The organism is Microcoleus sp. OTE_8_concoct_300 (assembly GCF_031383065.1).
Lineage (GTDB): Bacteria > Cyanobacteriota > Cyanobacteriia > Cyanobacteriales > Microcoleaceae > Microcoleus.
Genome location: NZ_JANMZH010000772.1, coordinates 1 through 14,809, shown reverse-complemented (window position 1 = coordinate 14,809; position 14,809 = coordinate 1). Strand labels below are relative to the sequence as shown.

Sequence of the window (14,809 nt, the reverse complement as noted above, 5' to 3'; positions counted from 1 at the left end):
GATAGAAATTATGAATATACAATCATTGGAAAACTTCAAAAGAGAATTAAATCAAATTAAAGAATATTTAAAACACATTCAATATGTAAATGATTTAACAGCTTATGCCATTATAGACACTGATAATGGACAAATCAAGGAATTACTTAATAGACTAAAAGAGCATGATAGGGGTTTTAGAACAGATAAACGAATATTTGAATATAAAGCTTCTATTATTTCACTTTATGGACTGCTAGAAAAATATGTAGAAATCTGGATTAAAGAATATCTTGATTCCCTCTCTAAAGTAGTACCTGAATATAATCAAGTGGATGAAAAGATTAGAATTAATCATTTTGAACTGTCTTTAAAATTGATAAATACTATTACAACTAGGGAAAGTGCTAAATATCAGCATATTACAAAAGAGGAGGTATTAAAGAAGCTAAATGAATGTATCGTTAATCCTAGCGAGTATCAAATTAACACAGACGCATTTGTTCTTTTATCAGGTAATTTAAAACATAATAAAATTGTAGATCTATTCAAAGATTTAAACTTAGATTTGAACAATGAATTACTGAAGAATGAAGAACTTAATAATGAGATAGGTTTAACACCAGAAAGAATTTCCACAATAGGAAAAGATATTTTGTACAATAAAATCAATGATTTAGTTGAAAGACGAAACCAAATTGCTCACGGTTCAGAAAACGTAGAGACTATCAAAAGCATATCTGAATTAGAACCTTATATTCAATTTTTAGAAAAATATTGTCAAGCTATTTTTCAAGCATTATTTGAACAATTTATCAAACAAGAATCAATACATACTTTTCAAAAAATAGAAAAGGTAATTAAAATTTTCAAGAATGAAATATTGGCATTTGAGATTGAAAAATATACGATAAAAGTTAAAGATATGCTAATTATTGAAACTAAAGAAGGAAGATTTTATAAAAAGCCTATTTTGACCATTCAATTAGATAATCAATCATATCCAGAACTGGCAATTATAGAAAAAACAAATATTAGTATTAGCGTTGAGCCTAAAATAAAGCCTAACCAAACATTTTACATAATCAAAAAATAGTGCGATCGCTCTTAGTTGAGATTGATCCTACAGGAATAATGGCGATCATCATATTACCTTAGGCTAATTGGCGATCGCGTTGTCTCAGGCACAGTGCGATCGCCATCGCTGTAGGGTGCGTTACTCAACGCGCCTTTTTACTTTTAAACATGATGAATGTGTAATTATCTGATTTTTGGGATGTTCATTAATGCGATCGCTGCTCTTGTCGGTTAAGTGGGATCGCATATTGATTAAGCTTGACCGATCGCTTTCACCGCAGCCAGATACCGCTCTTTCACATTTTTGTAGTCCAACTCCTCCGCAATTCCTTCCTGGCCACCACGTTCAATCATATCTGCATGACGCTGTAGTGTGGTTCGGTCTGGTATTCGGTGAGTAAAGGGCGCGATCGCTGATCTTGTAGGTTAAGTGCGATCGCCTAAAAATCACGACTCACAGGAATAGCGATCGCTTTAGGGTGAGTTAATGAAATGTAACGCTCCTTATTTTTGTTTGAACGAAAGCATTCTGTTCGGAAATGTAGGGAGTGAGAGATTTTCCAAGCACATCAAGGTAAAAACTTCGCTACACAATCGATCGCACCACTCCACCCTCAACTCGCAGGGCTGCACCATTAATCGCAGAAGCTAAAGGACTGGCAACAAATGCAACTAACGCAGCAACTTCTGACGTTGAAGCAAATCGCTGAATTAGCGAAGATGGACGCATCTTGGTAAAAAACTCTTTCTCAACTTGTTCAATCGAAATATTTTGATCCTTAGATAATCCCTGGATGAAGTCTTCCACACCTTCGGAACGGGTTGGGCCGGGCAATACCGTATTGACAGTCACATGGCTGCCCGCAGTTGTTTCGGCCAAACCGCGACTCAATGCCAATTGTGCAGTTTTAGTCACGCCATAGTGAATCATTTCGGCGGGAATATTCAAGCCAGATTCACTAGAGATGAAAATAATTCGTCCCCAATCTTGCTTCAGCATCAGCGGCAAATAATGGCGCGAGAGGCGAACACCGCTCATCACATTCACTTCCAGAATATTCATCCACGCTTCATCGGAGATATCTTCAAAAGCTTTGGAGGCATAAATTCCTAAGTTATTCACCAAAATGTTGACGAATGGCACTTTTTGAAGTAACAATTCAACGCCTGCTTGCGTTCCCAAATCGGCAGCAATTCCCTGAAGTTTGGCATTAGGGACTGTTTGCTGAATGCGATCGATCGCATTGTTTACGCGCTCTTGCGTTCTGCCATTGACAATGACCGTCGCTCCTTCTTCAGCAAGTGCGGTAACGATTGCCAGTCCAATGCCACCCGTTGAACCGCTGACCAATGCCACCTTTCCTGATAGTTTGAGATCCATACTTTAGTTAAACCAAATAACGTCAAACAATTCTCTACGACCACTGCTCACTCAATTGGTCGCCACCCATTAGTGTCAACTTAAGCTGTGAGTCCGCCAAATCCTCTCGCCCACCCGGCACCGACAGGGAATTAATTCCCTGTCTAATAGCGAAAGTCCTCTCAAAGAGGACTAATTAGTTGAAAATTCTTCTCTTCAGTCCTCTTTGAGAGGACTTTCGCTTTGAGGCAGGGGTTTTAACCCTTGCCGGACTATTGGTTGTACCTTAAGTTGACACTAATCGATCGCCACCTAATCCAATTTCACCACCATCTTGCCAATATTTTTTCCCTCAAACAGACCGATAAATGCGCCCACAGCCTGGTCAATTCCTACTACCACAGTTTCTTGATTTTTCAATTTTCCAGCGAGGATTCAGTCCCCAAATTAGCTCAACATTTAGATGCCAAAGATTACATCTGTTGGAGTTCTATTCCTCTGGTTTCCTGCCACCAATTTGATTGCACTTAGACACACACTTTTTGGGAGCATCTCATATTTGTAAAAACACTTTTTCTGGCTCCTTCCTTCTTCCTCTTTCCTCCTGCCTCCTGCCTCAAAACTCCAATTTCTAGCTTGCCTGCAAAAGTGAGATGCTCCCCACTTTTGGACGGTCATTCCACAAAACAATCAAAATCATCCCGCAATTATGTAAGCCCTTAAAATTCCACATCTTCTCGCTCATTTTCGTCAGTTATGGGAGTATCCAAACCTTTCGCAGCCCAGCGCATTGTCTCAATGTATTTTGCCAGACTCGCCACAGTCGGAGCCTCAAACAAATTGCTGACCGATAACTCGACTTGCAAAGCGTCTCGGATGCGAGAAATCAACTGAGTTGCTAGCAGGGAATGCCCGCCTAGTTCAAAGAAATTATCGTAGATACTAACCTGCTGTTTTCCCAAAACCTTAGCCCAAATTTTCCCGATCGCATTTTCGAGTTCAGTCCGAGGCGCTACATAATTTTCTGTTATATCCTCGCTGTCTGTATCTATATCAGGCAAGGCGCGGCGGTCTACTTTGCCATTAGGCGTCAGTGGCATATTCTCCAACACTGCATAAGTTGCAGGAACCATATACCCTGGTAACTTTTCTTTCAAAAATTGGCGCAACTCACTTGACTTGAGATAGGGAATTTCGGATTTTTCCTTAATGCCGTCAGGAATAACATAAGCTACCAACTGTTTATCGTCGGGGATGTCTTCCCTCACAATTACTACTGCTTCGCGCACTTGTGGATGCTGGCACAAAGCCGCTTCAATTTCTCCCAACTCGATGCGGTAGCCTCGAATTTTTACTTGGTCATCAATGCGACCTAAAAACTCGATGTTGCCGTCAGCTAAATAGCGACCTAAATCACCTGTTTTATAAAGGCTACAACCTGAGTTATTGCTAAAAGGATTAGGAATGAATGCAGCAGCAGTTAAATCAGGCTGGTTGAGGTAGCCTTTCGCCAATCCGTCACCGCCGACATACAATTGACCTATAACACCGATCGCCACCGGCTGCAAATCCGCATCCAGGAGATAAATTTGCGTGTTGGCGATCGGGCGGCCGATGGGGATAGATGTTGCGGTTTCGGGTACGTCTTGCACGCAATAATAAGCCGAAAATGTGGTATTTTCTGTCGGCCCGTAAACGTGAATTAATTTAGTAGTTGGCTTTTGTTTGAGAAGTTTTTTAACCCATCTCATATCGACCGCTTCTCCGCCAAACAGCAAGCAGCGCAGCGAATCAAAAGCTTGCGGTAAAACTCTAGCAATTTGTTGAAATAAGGCTGTTGTTAAAAACAAAACGGTGATGCCTTGTTGGCGCAGTTCTAAGGCTAAATCGTGAGGCGAAAGGGTAATATTTGTGCTAATCCCCACGAGTTTAGCGCCGTTAAGCAAGGCTCCCCAAATCTCGAATGTGGCTGCATCGAATGAAGCGTTTGATGCTTGGGCAATTTTATCGGTAGGTTCTATTTTTATATAGTTGGTGTTGAGTACCAGCCGATTTACTGCTTTGTGGGTGACAGCAACTCCCTTCGGTTTTCCGGTTGAGCCAGATGTGTAAATAACGTAAGCTAGGTTGTCTGCTGTTACGGTGTTGGCGGGATTTTCGGCGCTTTCTTTGGCTATGTGTTCCCAGTCGCGATCGAAGTAAATCACCGAGTTTGAGAAGTCTCGAAAATTCTCAATCAATTTATCCTGAATTAGCAAGACTTTAACTTGAGCATCTTCCAGCATCAAGTTTAGCCGATCGCGCGGGTAGCTCGGATCTAACGGTAGGTAGGCTCCTCCCGCTTTCAGTATAGCCAACATCCCGACAATTAGGTCGATCGATCGTTCTGCACAAAGCCCCACTAAAACCTCCGCCCCCACGCCCAGTTTTTGTAGGTAGCGCGCCAGTTGGTTGCTGCGACTGTTGAGTTCTCTGTAAGTGAGGTGCTGGCCCTCGAAAGTTAGGGCGACATCCTCCAGATGCTGCTGAACCCCCTCTTCAAATAACTGATGAATGCACTTATTTTGAGGATAATCTGTGCGAGTATCGTTCCATTCTCTGAATAATTGATTCACTTCATCCTCGCTCAATAAAGGTAAGTTAGCGATTCTTTGTTCTGGATTAGCCACAATGCTTTCCACCAGCGTTTTAAAATGCCTCAGCATTCGGGCGATCGTAACTTCATCAAATAAATCCGTATTGTACACAGCTACGCCTCTGAGCCCTTCCGAATCTTCCCAATGTTCGCCGTATCTGCTCCTAAAATTATCGGAAGCTTCCCACAAATGCAGCTCTAAATCAAAGCGCGTTGTTTGAGTCTCCAAATGAAAATAACTCAACTTTAATTCTGGCAATTCTAGCTCGTCCAGCGGCGCATTTTGCAGGCCAAATACCACCTGAAACAGCGGGTGGCGATTCAACGATCGCTCTGGGTGCAATTCCTCGACGAGCTTCTCAAAAGGCAAATCTTGGTGAGCGTAAGCTCCTAGGGTTACTTCCCGCACCCGGCCCAAAAAATCTCGAAATGTCGGGTTTCCCGAGCAGTCTGTTCGCAGCACTAAAGTATTGACAAAAAAACCGATTAATGCTTCTATTTCGCTCTGGTTGCGATTGGCGATCGGCGACCCTACAACAATATCTTCTTGTTGCGAGTAGCGGTAAAGCAAAGTTTGAAATGCTGCGAGCACTGTCATAAATAAAGTCGCTCCTTCTCGCTGCGAGAGCGCTAAGAGTGCGTTTTTCAGCTTTTTCGGGAGTTCTAAATATTGAGTTTTTCCCCGATAATTGTGCCTAGCTGGTGCAGGGCGATCAGTGGGCAAGTTTAACGCCGAAATCCCGTGCAATTGCTGCCGCCAATAAGCTAGCTGAGTTTCTAATACTTCACATTGCAGCCATTCGCGCTGCCACTCGGCAAAGTCGGCATATTGAAGTGATAATTCTGGTAGGGGAGATGGCTGTTGATTTATCAAAGCTGTATAGATCGCCTCCAGTTCTCGAATTAGTACCCCGATAGACCAATCATCGAAGGCTATGTGGTGCATATTTAGCAATAGAATATGCTCGGTTTCTGTCAGCCGCAGGATGGTTACTCGCATCAGCGGCCCCGTGGATAAATTGAAAGGGCGAAGAGATTCGGCTGCGGTGAGTTCCTTTGCTTCTGTTTCCCGTAGTTCTGGGGGCAAATGTTGCAGGTCTAAGAGTTTTAAATGAGTCTTGAAAGCGGGAGAGATTATCTGCACTGGTTGGCCTGATACCGCGGCAAAAGTGGTTCGCAAAGTTTCGTGGCGCTGCACTATTTCGTTGAAGGTTTGCTCTAAGGCTGTTAAGTTGAGGGAACCAGTTAAGCGCAGTGCTGTTACTACATTATAGAAAGGGTTTTCCGGTGCGAATTGGTCGAGAAACCACAAGCGCTGCTGGGCAAATGATGCCGGAAAGACAAACACTTCGGCTTCTGAGGAAATATTCAGTTTTTGTAGATCGTTTGTAAAGGAATTGTCATAAATTTCGGATGCCATATCTGTTGCTCTTGGGGGATGGGATGTGTTAATTTTTTGATGGCGCGGGGTTGCTTTTTGAGGGTGCGATCGCCTTTTAAAACTTTCGCGAGCAAAAGATCGGAACTTTTAAAATCATAAATCTGGGTGCGCGAGTGCGGGAGAGACGCAGGCAAAAGAAAGGGGGTTTCTGCCTGCAGGATCAAGTTATCCGTTGAGGGGCTAGGAGTGCCACCCCCCAATCAAATTTAGTCGCAGAAGGGGTCAATCGATTTGAGATTTTAGATTTTAGATTTTAGATTGAAGCCTTGACCCCACGGATAAATTCGGGGGGCAAGTTTATCGGATACAGGTTTTTTATTTCTCCAGGGATGAATCCGGGGGCTTGTATCCTGGATGCTTTCGGTCATTAAGTTTGTGATTCGGGTGCAATCGGGTGAGTTAGATGGGAGAATTAGCAGGAGCAATCCGTGGAGAGGTCAACCTGTAGTATGATTTCTAATTGCACAAAGTGTTCTTGGGGCGATCGCCAAATTTTCACATCTCCAACTGAGCGACTACTATTGATTAAACAGTGTCCGCAATCTTTTAGATCAACTCACTATAACTTGCGAGCTGATTTGCCAAAATACTTAAGAACACTGAACGTGCAGTTTAAATTAGAGGTTATAGGCTAATGGCGCAGCGGAACGTATACTCGTCAAAGGACGAGCCAGAGGAAGCACAATCAGCAGAAGAAGTCCTCCACTCAGTAATGCAAGAACTGGACGCTTTGCATCAAAATGTCAAAGGCCAGTTAAATCAAGACATTACACGGCTGCAAACTGAAAAAAATCACCTGATTGAGGATATTGAAGGCCTGAGAGAGCAATATCGCAAATTGCAGTCTCAGCAAATGGAAGCTCTGTCTGGGCGATACATTCAACAGCAGCAATTGTGGCTGAAGCAGTTGGCTCAAGTTTTGGCTCACAATTTGCAGGATTTGTTGGTGCAACGGTTCAACGAACTCAGCGCTAACTCTGGACATTCTCTCAGCAGCCCTATTCCCAGTGGCGAGTTCCCGATACCGATGCCGCGGACCAACTACGACGAACGAGCCTCGGAGTTGCTGGCGGCGCTGGATGAAAGGATCGATCGCAGTTTTCAGATGCTGGAACAAGATTTGAGCAGCTATGAAAGCGAGCTTTCCATGCGGCTCAACAATATGCAAACTTTAGAGCGGCAAGGGGAAGAACTGTTACAAAATCTCGTAAACCGCATCAGGGAAGAACTCGAATCAGAAGAAGAATATCTTGAGAATCCTTTCGATGCTCAAGATTCTTATCCCGAGGAATCAACTAATTCTGTTAATTCTGTCCGCCCGCAAGTTCTGCCACCAACACCTAGGGAAAGGCCGCGGGAACCAGTGCCGCAGCCCTCTTCAGTGCTCTCGACCGCACCCGCTACAGCATCTTCTAAAGTACAGACAGGTTTGGTGCTGGCTTTGTCTTCGGCGGTGGTATTGTCGCTGTTTAATGTTTGTTTGAGAATTCTGATTAAAAGCAAAACTCCTCGGGTGGTTTTTGGCTTGTTTGAATTTCCGGGGGTGGTGACTCCGGGTTTTGGAAATTCTTTGTTGATTTTGTTGATGCGGCTGATTGTGGTGATGGCTTTGATGCCGATATTGGCGACATTTCTGTATCCTTCTGTGTGGAAAGATATTAGGCGGTTGTTCCAGTCGGGCGATCGAGCTTTGTGGAGCAAGGTTTTAGGAAGCGCATTTTTTCTGTTTTTGTCTCAGGTTTTGATTTATTTAGCGATCGGCAATATTCCGGCGGGGATTGCGATTACGATTTTCTTTATTTATCCGATCGTCACCGTACTAGGTTCTTGGATCTTGTTTGGCTCTCGCCCTAGCAGAGTCGGCTTTTTGGCCATAGTCGGGATTACCGCAGGTCTGATTTTAGCTGGGTGGCCGAGTTTTGCGACCCCAGCTCCGGGCGGCGGCAATGTCGGGGTGGGAGTCACGGCTGCACTGGCTTCTGGGATTACCTTTGCAGGTTACGTATTGCTGACGCAAATGGCTGCGGGCAAGCTGCACCCGATTCCTTTTAGTTTAGTTAATTTCGCCGCGATCTTTGTATTTTCCTCTCTGAGTTTGTGGGTGCCGCTGTCGGAAAATTTTGCTCCTAAAATCGACCAAAATGTTTGGCCTGGTTTGATTCTGGGAGGCGTTGTTTTAGGGGTGCTGACGCTGTTTAGCTATCTTTTGAATAATTTTGCCATCCGGTTCGCGGGGGCAGCCTTAGCGTCAGTAATTGGCACTTTGGGGCCAGCGCTGACCGCACTCTTCGGGTTTATAGTTATCAATGAGAAGTTGGAGGCTGTGGCAATTCTCGGCATGGCTGTGGTGACGTTGAGCGTCGGTGCTATGAGTGTGGAACGCATCATGGCTCCTCAGAAGAAGGCTAGTTGAGGTAATATTTTTCTTTAACGGTATAGCCTTTCTCAGGTACATGAGCTGCCAACCCAACCTACAGAAGAAAAACTAATACCAATTTTCTGTGAAGCTGCATAGAATAGATCCTTGACCAGAAAAGATTTCAGGCTTCCCATTCTATGCAGCTTCATACATAATTGGTATTAGTTGATACTGTAGGTTGGGTTTCCTTCCTCAATCCAACACAGGGTGTATCCACGATTTTTCATAGAAACCGGTTTTTTTGCCTTAGTCCTAATCTATTCAGTCTAGCTAAAACCCATGCAAAAATTAACCATAAAATCGACATTTTTACTGTTGTCATTAGTCTTATCTTTAGGACTATCTTTGCCTGCGCGTGCAGATGTGCTGACACCAGGATATACTAAAGTTTATGCCTGTTTTAAAATTGATAACTTAAATAAATATCCTCAGTATTTATTTATAGCTGTCGTCCGCTCTGTTACCTCGACACTCCCAGATAGTCATAGAATCCTCAAGCCAAATCTGTGTTTTGGTGACCACGGATATCGGATGTATAGCCAAGTTTACGCCCTGCCAAAATCAGCGGTTAAACCTGGAGAAATTCTCGCCGAACAACTTAAAAAATTTGATGAAAAAGATCGACGTTTAATTCCATCAAAACTACAAATTGAGCACTCGCGATATGTCGCCGCCATCTTCGTTGGGGACATTACGGATGTATTGGAAATTGTTTCTATCAGTAACAACAATCTAGAATTAAGGAAGAAAAGCAGTAATTCTCAAATGTTTATTTTGGGGCTTTTAGTGCTTTCCAGCCCCGTCGTAACAGCTATAGTAATTTTTAGATTGCGCAAGCTGCCTAAATAGTTTCGCTCTCATGCTATCCGTTCTTGCTATAGCAATCCTTGCACCTCATGGAGACGATGGAAACCTTACCGCCAAGACATAAGTTGGTGCTAATAGCAGCAATTGTGCTTGTGCTAGCCTGCGCTCTGATATCAGTTGCTTTGCCACTAGCAACTTACACGATCGCCCTGGCAATGTTTGGACTAGCTCACGTCATCACCGAATTGCGCTATGTTGATGGTCGTTTTAATTCTCGCCTGGGAAACAACTTACGTTTGGGGATGATTTGGCTCCTGCTGCTAATTGTTAGCTTCCGCACCTGCTTTATGCTGGGCTTGATTTCTAGCTTGCAGATCGCACCTTTAGAATTAACTTGCGTTGCGTGCCTAGCAGGATTAGTCGTTCCTAAACTCGCCTTGCGTAGTTGGCTGTGGGGTGCTTTTGGCATAGCAGTGGTGGCGGGAGTGACGGCAGGCATTGCGATCGCGCCTGCTATGTTGCTGTTGGTTTTTAGTATCTTGCACAACCTAACACCAGTTGGTTTCATCGCCGAAAGACTACGAGGCGAACGGCGACAGCGCGCTTTATGCTGCTGTTTGCTAGTTTTTGTTACCATACCGCTGCTAATTCTTTCCGGCTTGCCACACGCCGCCTTAGCTCAACTTCATCTGCTATCTCCCTCAGTTTCGCTGCTGAAAGCAGGGTCACTTTCCTCTCACTTGGGCGTATTTGTACCTCCAGAGCTGCACGGGGAAGCTATGGGCGACCGAGCTTTCTCTGCCGCCGTGTTCCTTCAGTGTATGCACTATGCGGTTGTTCTCGGCGTACTGCCTCACTGGGATGATGCTGCGAGTTGGGCAAAAGCTCGTACTTTCTTTCCTTGGCAAAGGGGCTGGCTGTTTCGCGGGACAGTTGCTATCTTGGGAACACTTTTATTTGTGGCTTTTACTCAATCTTTTACAGGTACTCGCAGCGTTTACTCGTTGGTAGCTGCTATTCATGCTTGGTTAGAAATTCCCATTTTGTTGCTGGCTATAGTTTGTCCTGCGGAAACAGGGTTCATCGAAGTTAAAGCAGTTGGTAGATAGCCAAGCCGCCGAAGAAAGAGGTGGCATTAGCAATTGCTGACAGAAAAAGTCCTTGCCGCCAGCCTATTTTACCTACTAGCGCGTAGAAAGCCCCTTCCGCGATCGTCACAATGATTTCGATCGATCCTGCTCGTTCTGGAAATCTCAAATAGGGAATCAGCATTTGGGAGCCGATCCAAGCTAGGGGATGAGTTACAAGAGTAGCAATGCCAGCGCAGATTAGCAGCAAGAGCAGCTTTTTGTCAGGTCTTGGTTCCATAAGCTGTGCTAACAGCAGAACAGTTGGAACTTCAATTGCTAGCGAAATTAATAGTGCTAAATTTTGGGTCATTTCTTCTAGAGTTACAAAGGTGGGCGATTTTTGAACGCGATAAATAATTGCCCTTGGACTCTGATCACTCAAAACAAACAGCTACTCGAAAACCCACAATACTAGCCTTGCAATTCGCCTGATATCGGAGGCGACACGCGCTGCCACAATTCGGAGAATGATCGTTCCAAGAACCCCCCCGCAACAACCTCAGCGAAGAGTCGCCGTCAGACTCCCAAACGCTGCCATCAGCAGGCGCACCGTTATAATTATTGTGCCAAGCATCCGCACACCATTCCCAAACATTTCCGTGGAAGTCGTACAATCCGAAAGCATTGGGTTTAAAACTGCCAACATCTGTCGTTTGAAAGCGATAAACTCCTTTCGGCGCCTCAGCGTAATTAGAATTTCCGTTGTAATTTGCTAACTCGCTGGTAATCGTTTCCCCAAAGTGAAACTGCGTCTGAGTTCCCCCCCGGCAAGCATATTCCCATTGGGCCTCACTAGGCAAGCGATAACGCTTACCAGTTTTTCGAGAAAGTCTAGCGCAAAACTCCACAGCCTCGTACCAAGATACATTTTCTACAGGTCGATTTGCACCTTTAAAACGGGCCGCATCGGGATTGAGAAATCTTTTAACTTCCGGCAGCGCTGCAACTGCTGTCCACTGTGCCTGAGTGATGGGAGATTTGCCAATATAGAAAGATGCTAAAGTTACTGGGTGCTGCGGTTTTTCGTCGCTGTCACCCCGATCGTTTGGGGAACCCATGAGGAAAGTACCGCCAGGAACAGATACCATTTCCAGGACTGTACTGCTACCGAGATGTTCTTCAAAAAAACCCGCTTTGCCACTCTTAAAATTACTTTGCTTCCCGGTCTTGTCTATAGTCAATACTTGAAATTCAAAAGTGCTTTTGACAAGAGAAATTCTCTGCGATGTCTTGTTAGGAGGCGGATTTGTGTTGGGTTTTTCCCTCGGATTTATAGAGACATTGCTGTTGATTTTGCCGCTTATAGAGAGCGGGGGAGTGATAGCAACTTGTCCTCCCTTTGCCCGCAAATAATTTAGATCTCGTTGTCCCCCATTGACAAACTGGGGTTGGGGAGGTAAAGAATAGAGATTTAAAGCTTTGATTACTTCATCAGCAGATTGATATCTATTTTTAAGATAATCTTGAATTAATTTATCTAAAATATTTCCCAACTCGGTGCTAATTTTTGTGCCGGCGGGCAACCGTTTTCTCCACATCCAGCCGCCGTTTATCGGGTCGTAAAGGTCATCTGAACCGTCAGCTTTTGGCAAACATTGAGTTAGCAGTCTCAGGCAAGTTATCCCCAAACTGTACAAATCGCTTCCGGGGAAAACTTGACCCCGCATTTGTTCCATCGGCGAATATCCGGGTGTTCCTACCGTTGTGCCTACTTGGCTCATTAGCGAGCCTGTCACTTGTTTGGAAATGCCGAAATCTATCAGAACTAACTCTCCTCGCCCTCCCCTTGGGAAAGCGGTACTGCGAAAATTTCCCCCCTTAGGCAGAGATGAACTAACTCCGGTGCGGCGGCGGATGATATTCTCAAGTTTGATGTCTCGGTGAATGACATTGCGTTCGTGCACAAATTTCAGAATCGGCAAAATATCTGCCAGCAACTGCCAAATTTTTTCTTCGCTAAAAACGCCCTGCTGAGTTAATTCAGCCAGTAAATTTTGCCCCTCTATCAACTCTTGTACTAAATAAAGTCGGTTGTCTTGTTCAAAATAAGCAATTAATCGAGGAATTTGGGGATGTTCGCCGAGTTCGTAAAGCCGTTTCGCTTCTTCTTTAAACAATTCTGTGGCTTTTTCCAGTGCTGAGGTTCCTTGAAATTGGGGCATAAATTGCTTGATGACGCAGGGATCGTCCATGCGATCGGTATCAACCGCTTCATAAGTTCTGCCAAATCCCCCTTCGCCCAACAGTCGAATCACGCGGTAGCGGTTTCTGAAGAGAGGCGTGAGGTCGGGCTTGCCGCAACTTTGACAAAATTTAGAGTTGTCGGGATTGAAAGGATTAGAACACTTGGGATTAGAACAGTAGAACATATCTGGGAAGAAATGATCCGGTTAAGATTATGATATATCTTTTTTGCCCCCTCATGTAATACTAACAATTAATAATTGGTTATTGACCGTTGACCCTAGGGAGGGCATTACTGCCGCTTGTGTCGCCCCAAGGGAGAAAGTAGAAGGCAGAATTTAAAACGCCAATTAATCCAAAGAAAGCGATTTGAGTGCAAAAACTGTTAGCGCGAGCGCTCGATTTTAGCAACCCGCTTACGGCCGATATTTGTCTGGGGATATTCGTAATTTCTTTATAGAGGCTTGTATAGTACAACTCGGCGATCGCCCAACCAAAAAGCGATCGTAGTCAAAGAACTATCAGGCTAGAAACTAAGAAAGCGATTTCAATAAGCAATTCAATCGCTTCATGGGAACCTAAGAATTCTACAAGCTCGATAGTCCTTAAAGGCGATCGGGGTAATTTCAACCTAAAATCTCATATTTCTGCTGCATTTTACAAACTTTCCGCCTCCTGCTAAATTACTTTATTCTTGAATACTTTTACTCCTAAAATAACTAATAAAAACAGAACACAGCATGATACTGACACTATTGTTTCTTTGATATTTGGTGATATGAATACAATAAATCCCTGCTCTTTAATCAAGGCAGAGAAACTTGAGACACAAAATGGCATGAGATATAACCTGAATGCCTGCCAATGATCTTTTTCGCCCTTACTAGAAGAAACACTTAGCATCAGACCCGTACCGATTACAGCACTTATACCAATTGAATTGATCCATATCTTAACCGAAGGATCAAAATGAAAACAAACTACTATAACATACCAAATGAGATAACACCAGAGAATAGCTTTATCTAATTTGATTTCGTAAAGATATTGAATTAACCATTTCATAGGTTTAAAAAGGCTTTTACCTTTTCATTTTTTTTGATGAAGACAACCCGGTGGATTGAATAATTAGAAAGGGAGAGCAAAAGAGTCTTCTAAGGAGACAAAGCGATTTTTTTTAGCTCCCAACCCTGTCGCTAAAAGATTTTGCAGAGTGCTTTGCCAGAAACGGATTTTATAGAGATAACTCAATTAACTGTTTCTCCGGTCCAAGTTCATTTTGTTGACTGGCGACTTCAAGCCAACCCTGAACAGAATCTTCAAGCATCTCTAACAACTGTTCATAACTCTCTCCCCATGTGTGACAACCTGGAAGTGTTGGAACTGAGCCGCACCCTAGGCCATCCTCTTGCCAGATAATCGCCTTAATCTTCATGATTAATCTCTAATAGCTATCTAAAGAGGATTTTAGCGCATCGCTTCAAAACTTGCTTTTGAAGCGATCGCCCGCAGGTAATTTTGAAGTATTGGATATTGAGTATTGCGATCGCCAGCTAACGATCAATATCGCCACACGCAGACAACCTCTGCGATTCAACAAACCAGATTGGGACGTTTCAGTGCAGCTACTTGTTATGCTAAGCTGTTCAGCATCTAAAACGCATATTGTATGGTATAATATGATAATTTTCCGAGAAAGTCAATGCCTACTAAAAACTTCCTCAGTTCTGAAACAAAGGAAACTCTGCAACAAGCATTAAAAGACCATGAGCATCCA

9 protein-coding genes are annotated in these 14,809 nt (G+C 43.8%); 4 read left to right on the top strand and 5 right to left on the bottom strand.

Annotated features, from left to right (window positions below; translation table 11 throughout):
• The first annotated feature begins 10 nt into the window (after window positions 1–10).
• On the top strand, window positions 11–1,075 hold the full coding sequence (locus ACUVJL_RS34505; protein ID WP_445249947.1) for an MAE_28990/MAE_18760 family HEPN-like nuclease: 1,065 nt from the start codon (window positions 11–13) through the stop codon (window positions 1,073–1,075).
• Between the two features lie 567 nt (window positions 1,076–1,642).
• Here the strand turns inward: ACUVJL_RS34505 and ACUVJL_RS34500 are convergent.
• Window positions 1,643–2,437 (bottom strand): SDR family NAD(P)-dependent oxidoreductase, encoded by a 795-nt coding sequence (locus ACUVJL_RS34500; RefSeq protein ID WP_445249946.1) that lies wholly within the window; start codon window positions 2,435–2,437, stop codon window positions 1,643–1,645.
• 698 nt (window positions 2,438–3,135) lie between these two features.
• A complete protein-coding gene (locus tag ACUVJL_RS34495; RefSeq protein WP_445249945.1) occupies window positions 3,136–6,471 on the bottom strand; it encodes a non-ribosomal peptide synthetase in 3,336 nt (1,111 codons plus the stop codon).
• 655 nt (window positions 6,472–7,126) lie between these two features.
• Between ACUVJL_RS34495 and ACUVJL_RS34490 the strand changes: the two genes are divergently transcribed.
• The 3 genes from ACUVJL_RS34490 to ACUVJL_RS34480 all read left to right on the top strand — a co-directional run bounded on the left by ACUVJL_RS34490 (window position 7,127) and on the right by ACUVJL_RS34480 (window position 10,827).
• Window positions 7,127–8,905 (top strand): DMT family transporter, encoded by a 1,779-nt coding sequence (locus tag ACUVJL_RS34490; protein ID WP_445249944.1) that lies wholly within the window; start codon window positions 7,127–7,129, stop codon window positions 8,903–8,905.
• A gap of 285 nt (window positions 8,906–9,190) precedes the next feature.
• On the top strand, window positions 9,191–9,760 hold the full coding sequence (locus tag ACUVJL_RS34485; protein ID WP_445249943.1) for a hypothetical protein: 570 nt from the start codon (window positions 9,191–9,193) through the stop codon (window positions 9,758–9,760).
• A gap of 56 nt (window positions 9,761–9,816) precedes the next feature.
• Window positions 9,817–10,827: a hypothetical protein gene (locus tag ACUVJL_RS34480; RefSeq protein ID WP_333159006.1), complete on the top strand. Its 1,011-nt coding sequence runs from the start codon at window positions 9,817–9,819 to the stop codon at window positions 10,825–10,827.
• On the opposite strand, the gene ACUVJL_RS34475 is transcribed toward ACUVJL_RS34480, so the two are convergent.
• The 3 genes from ACUVJL_RS34475 to ACUVJL_RS34465 all read right to left on the bottom strand — a co-directional run bounded on the left by ACUVJL_RS34475 (window position 10,808) and on the right by ACUVJL_RS34465 (window position 14,467).
• Complete coding sequence (locus ACUVJL_RS34475; RefSeq protein WP_172186522.1) at window positions 10,808–11,158, bottom strand: hypothetical protein; 351 nt, start codon at window positions 11,156–11,158, stop codon at window positions 10,808–10,810. The two genes, ACUVJL_RS34480 and ACUVJL_RS34475, sit on opposite strands and share 20 nt — an antisense overlap.
• Before the next feature lie 64 nt (window positions 11,159–11,222).
• Window positions 11,223–13,217 (bottom strand): SUMF1/EgtB/PvdO family nonheme iron enzyme, encoded by a 1,995-nt coding sequence (locus tag ACUVJL_RS34470; RefSeq protein WP_445249942.1) that lies wholly within the window; start codon window positions 13,215–13,217, stop codon window positions 11,223–11,225.
• A gap of 1,049 nt (window positions 13,218–14,266) precedes the next feature.
• A complete protein-coding gene (locus ACUVJL_RS34465) occupies window positions 14,267–14,467 on the bottom strand; it encodes a type II toxin-antitoxin system HicB family antitoxin (RefSeq protein WP_445249941.1) in 201 nt (66 codons plus the stop codon).
• Window positions 14,468–14,809 lie beyond the last annotated feature (342 nt).

Bases quoted from the DNA above. Each gene is read 5' to 3' on its own strand.
- ACUVJL_RS34505 (WP_445249947.1), top strand. From the start codon at position 11: ATGAATATACAATCATTGGAAAACTTCAAAAGAGAATTAAATCAAATT.
- ACUVJL_RS34500 (WP_445249946.1), bottom strand. From the start codon at position 2,437: ATGGATCTCAAACTATCAGGAAAGGTGGCATTGGTCAGCGGTTCAACG.
- ACUVJL_RS34495 (WP_445249945.1), bottom strand. From the start codon at position 6,471: ATGGCATCCGAAATTTATGACAATTCCTTTACAAACGATCTACAAAAA.
- ACUVJL_RS34490 (WP_445249944.1), top strand. From the start codon at position 7,127: ATGGCGCAGCGGAACGTATACTCGTCAAAGGACGAGCCAGAGGAAGCA.
- ACUVJL_RS34485 (WP_445249943.1), top strand. From the start codon at position 9,191: ATGCAAAAATTAACCATAAAATCGACATTTTTACTGTTGTCATTAGTC.
- ACUVJL_RS34480 (WP_333159006.1), top strand. From the start codon at position 9,817: ATGGAAACCTTACCGCCAAGACATAAGTTGGTGCTAATAGCAGCAATT.
- ACUVJL_RS34475 (WP_172186522.1), bottom strand. From the start codon at position 11,158: ATGACCCAAAATTTAGCACTATTAATTTCGCTAGCAATTGAAGTTCCA.
- ACUVJL_RS34470 (WP_445249942.1), bottom strand. From the start codon at position 13,217: ATGTTCTACTGTTCTAATCCCAAGTGTTCTAATCCTTTCAATCCCGAC.
- ACUVJL_RS34465 (WP_445249941.1), bottom strand. From the start codon at position 14,467: ATGAAGATTAAGGCGATTATCTGGCAAGAGGATGGCCTAGGGTGCGGC.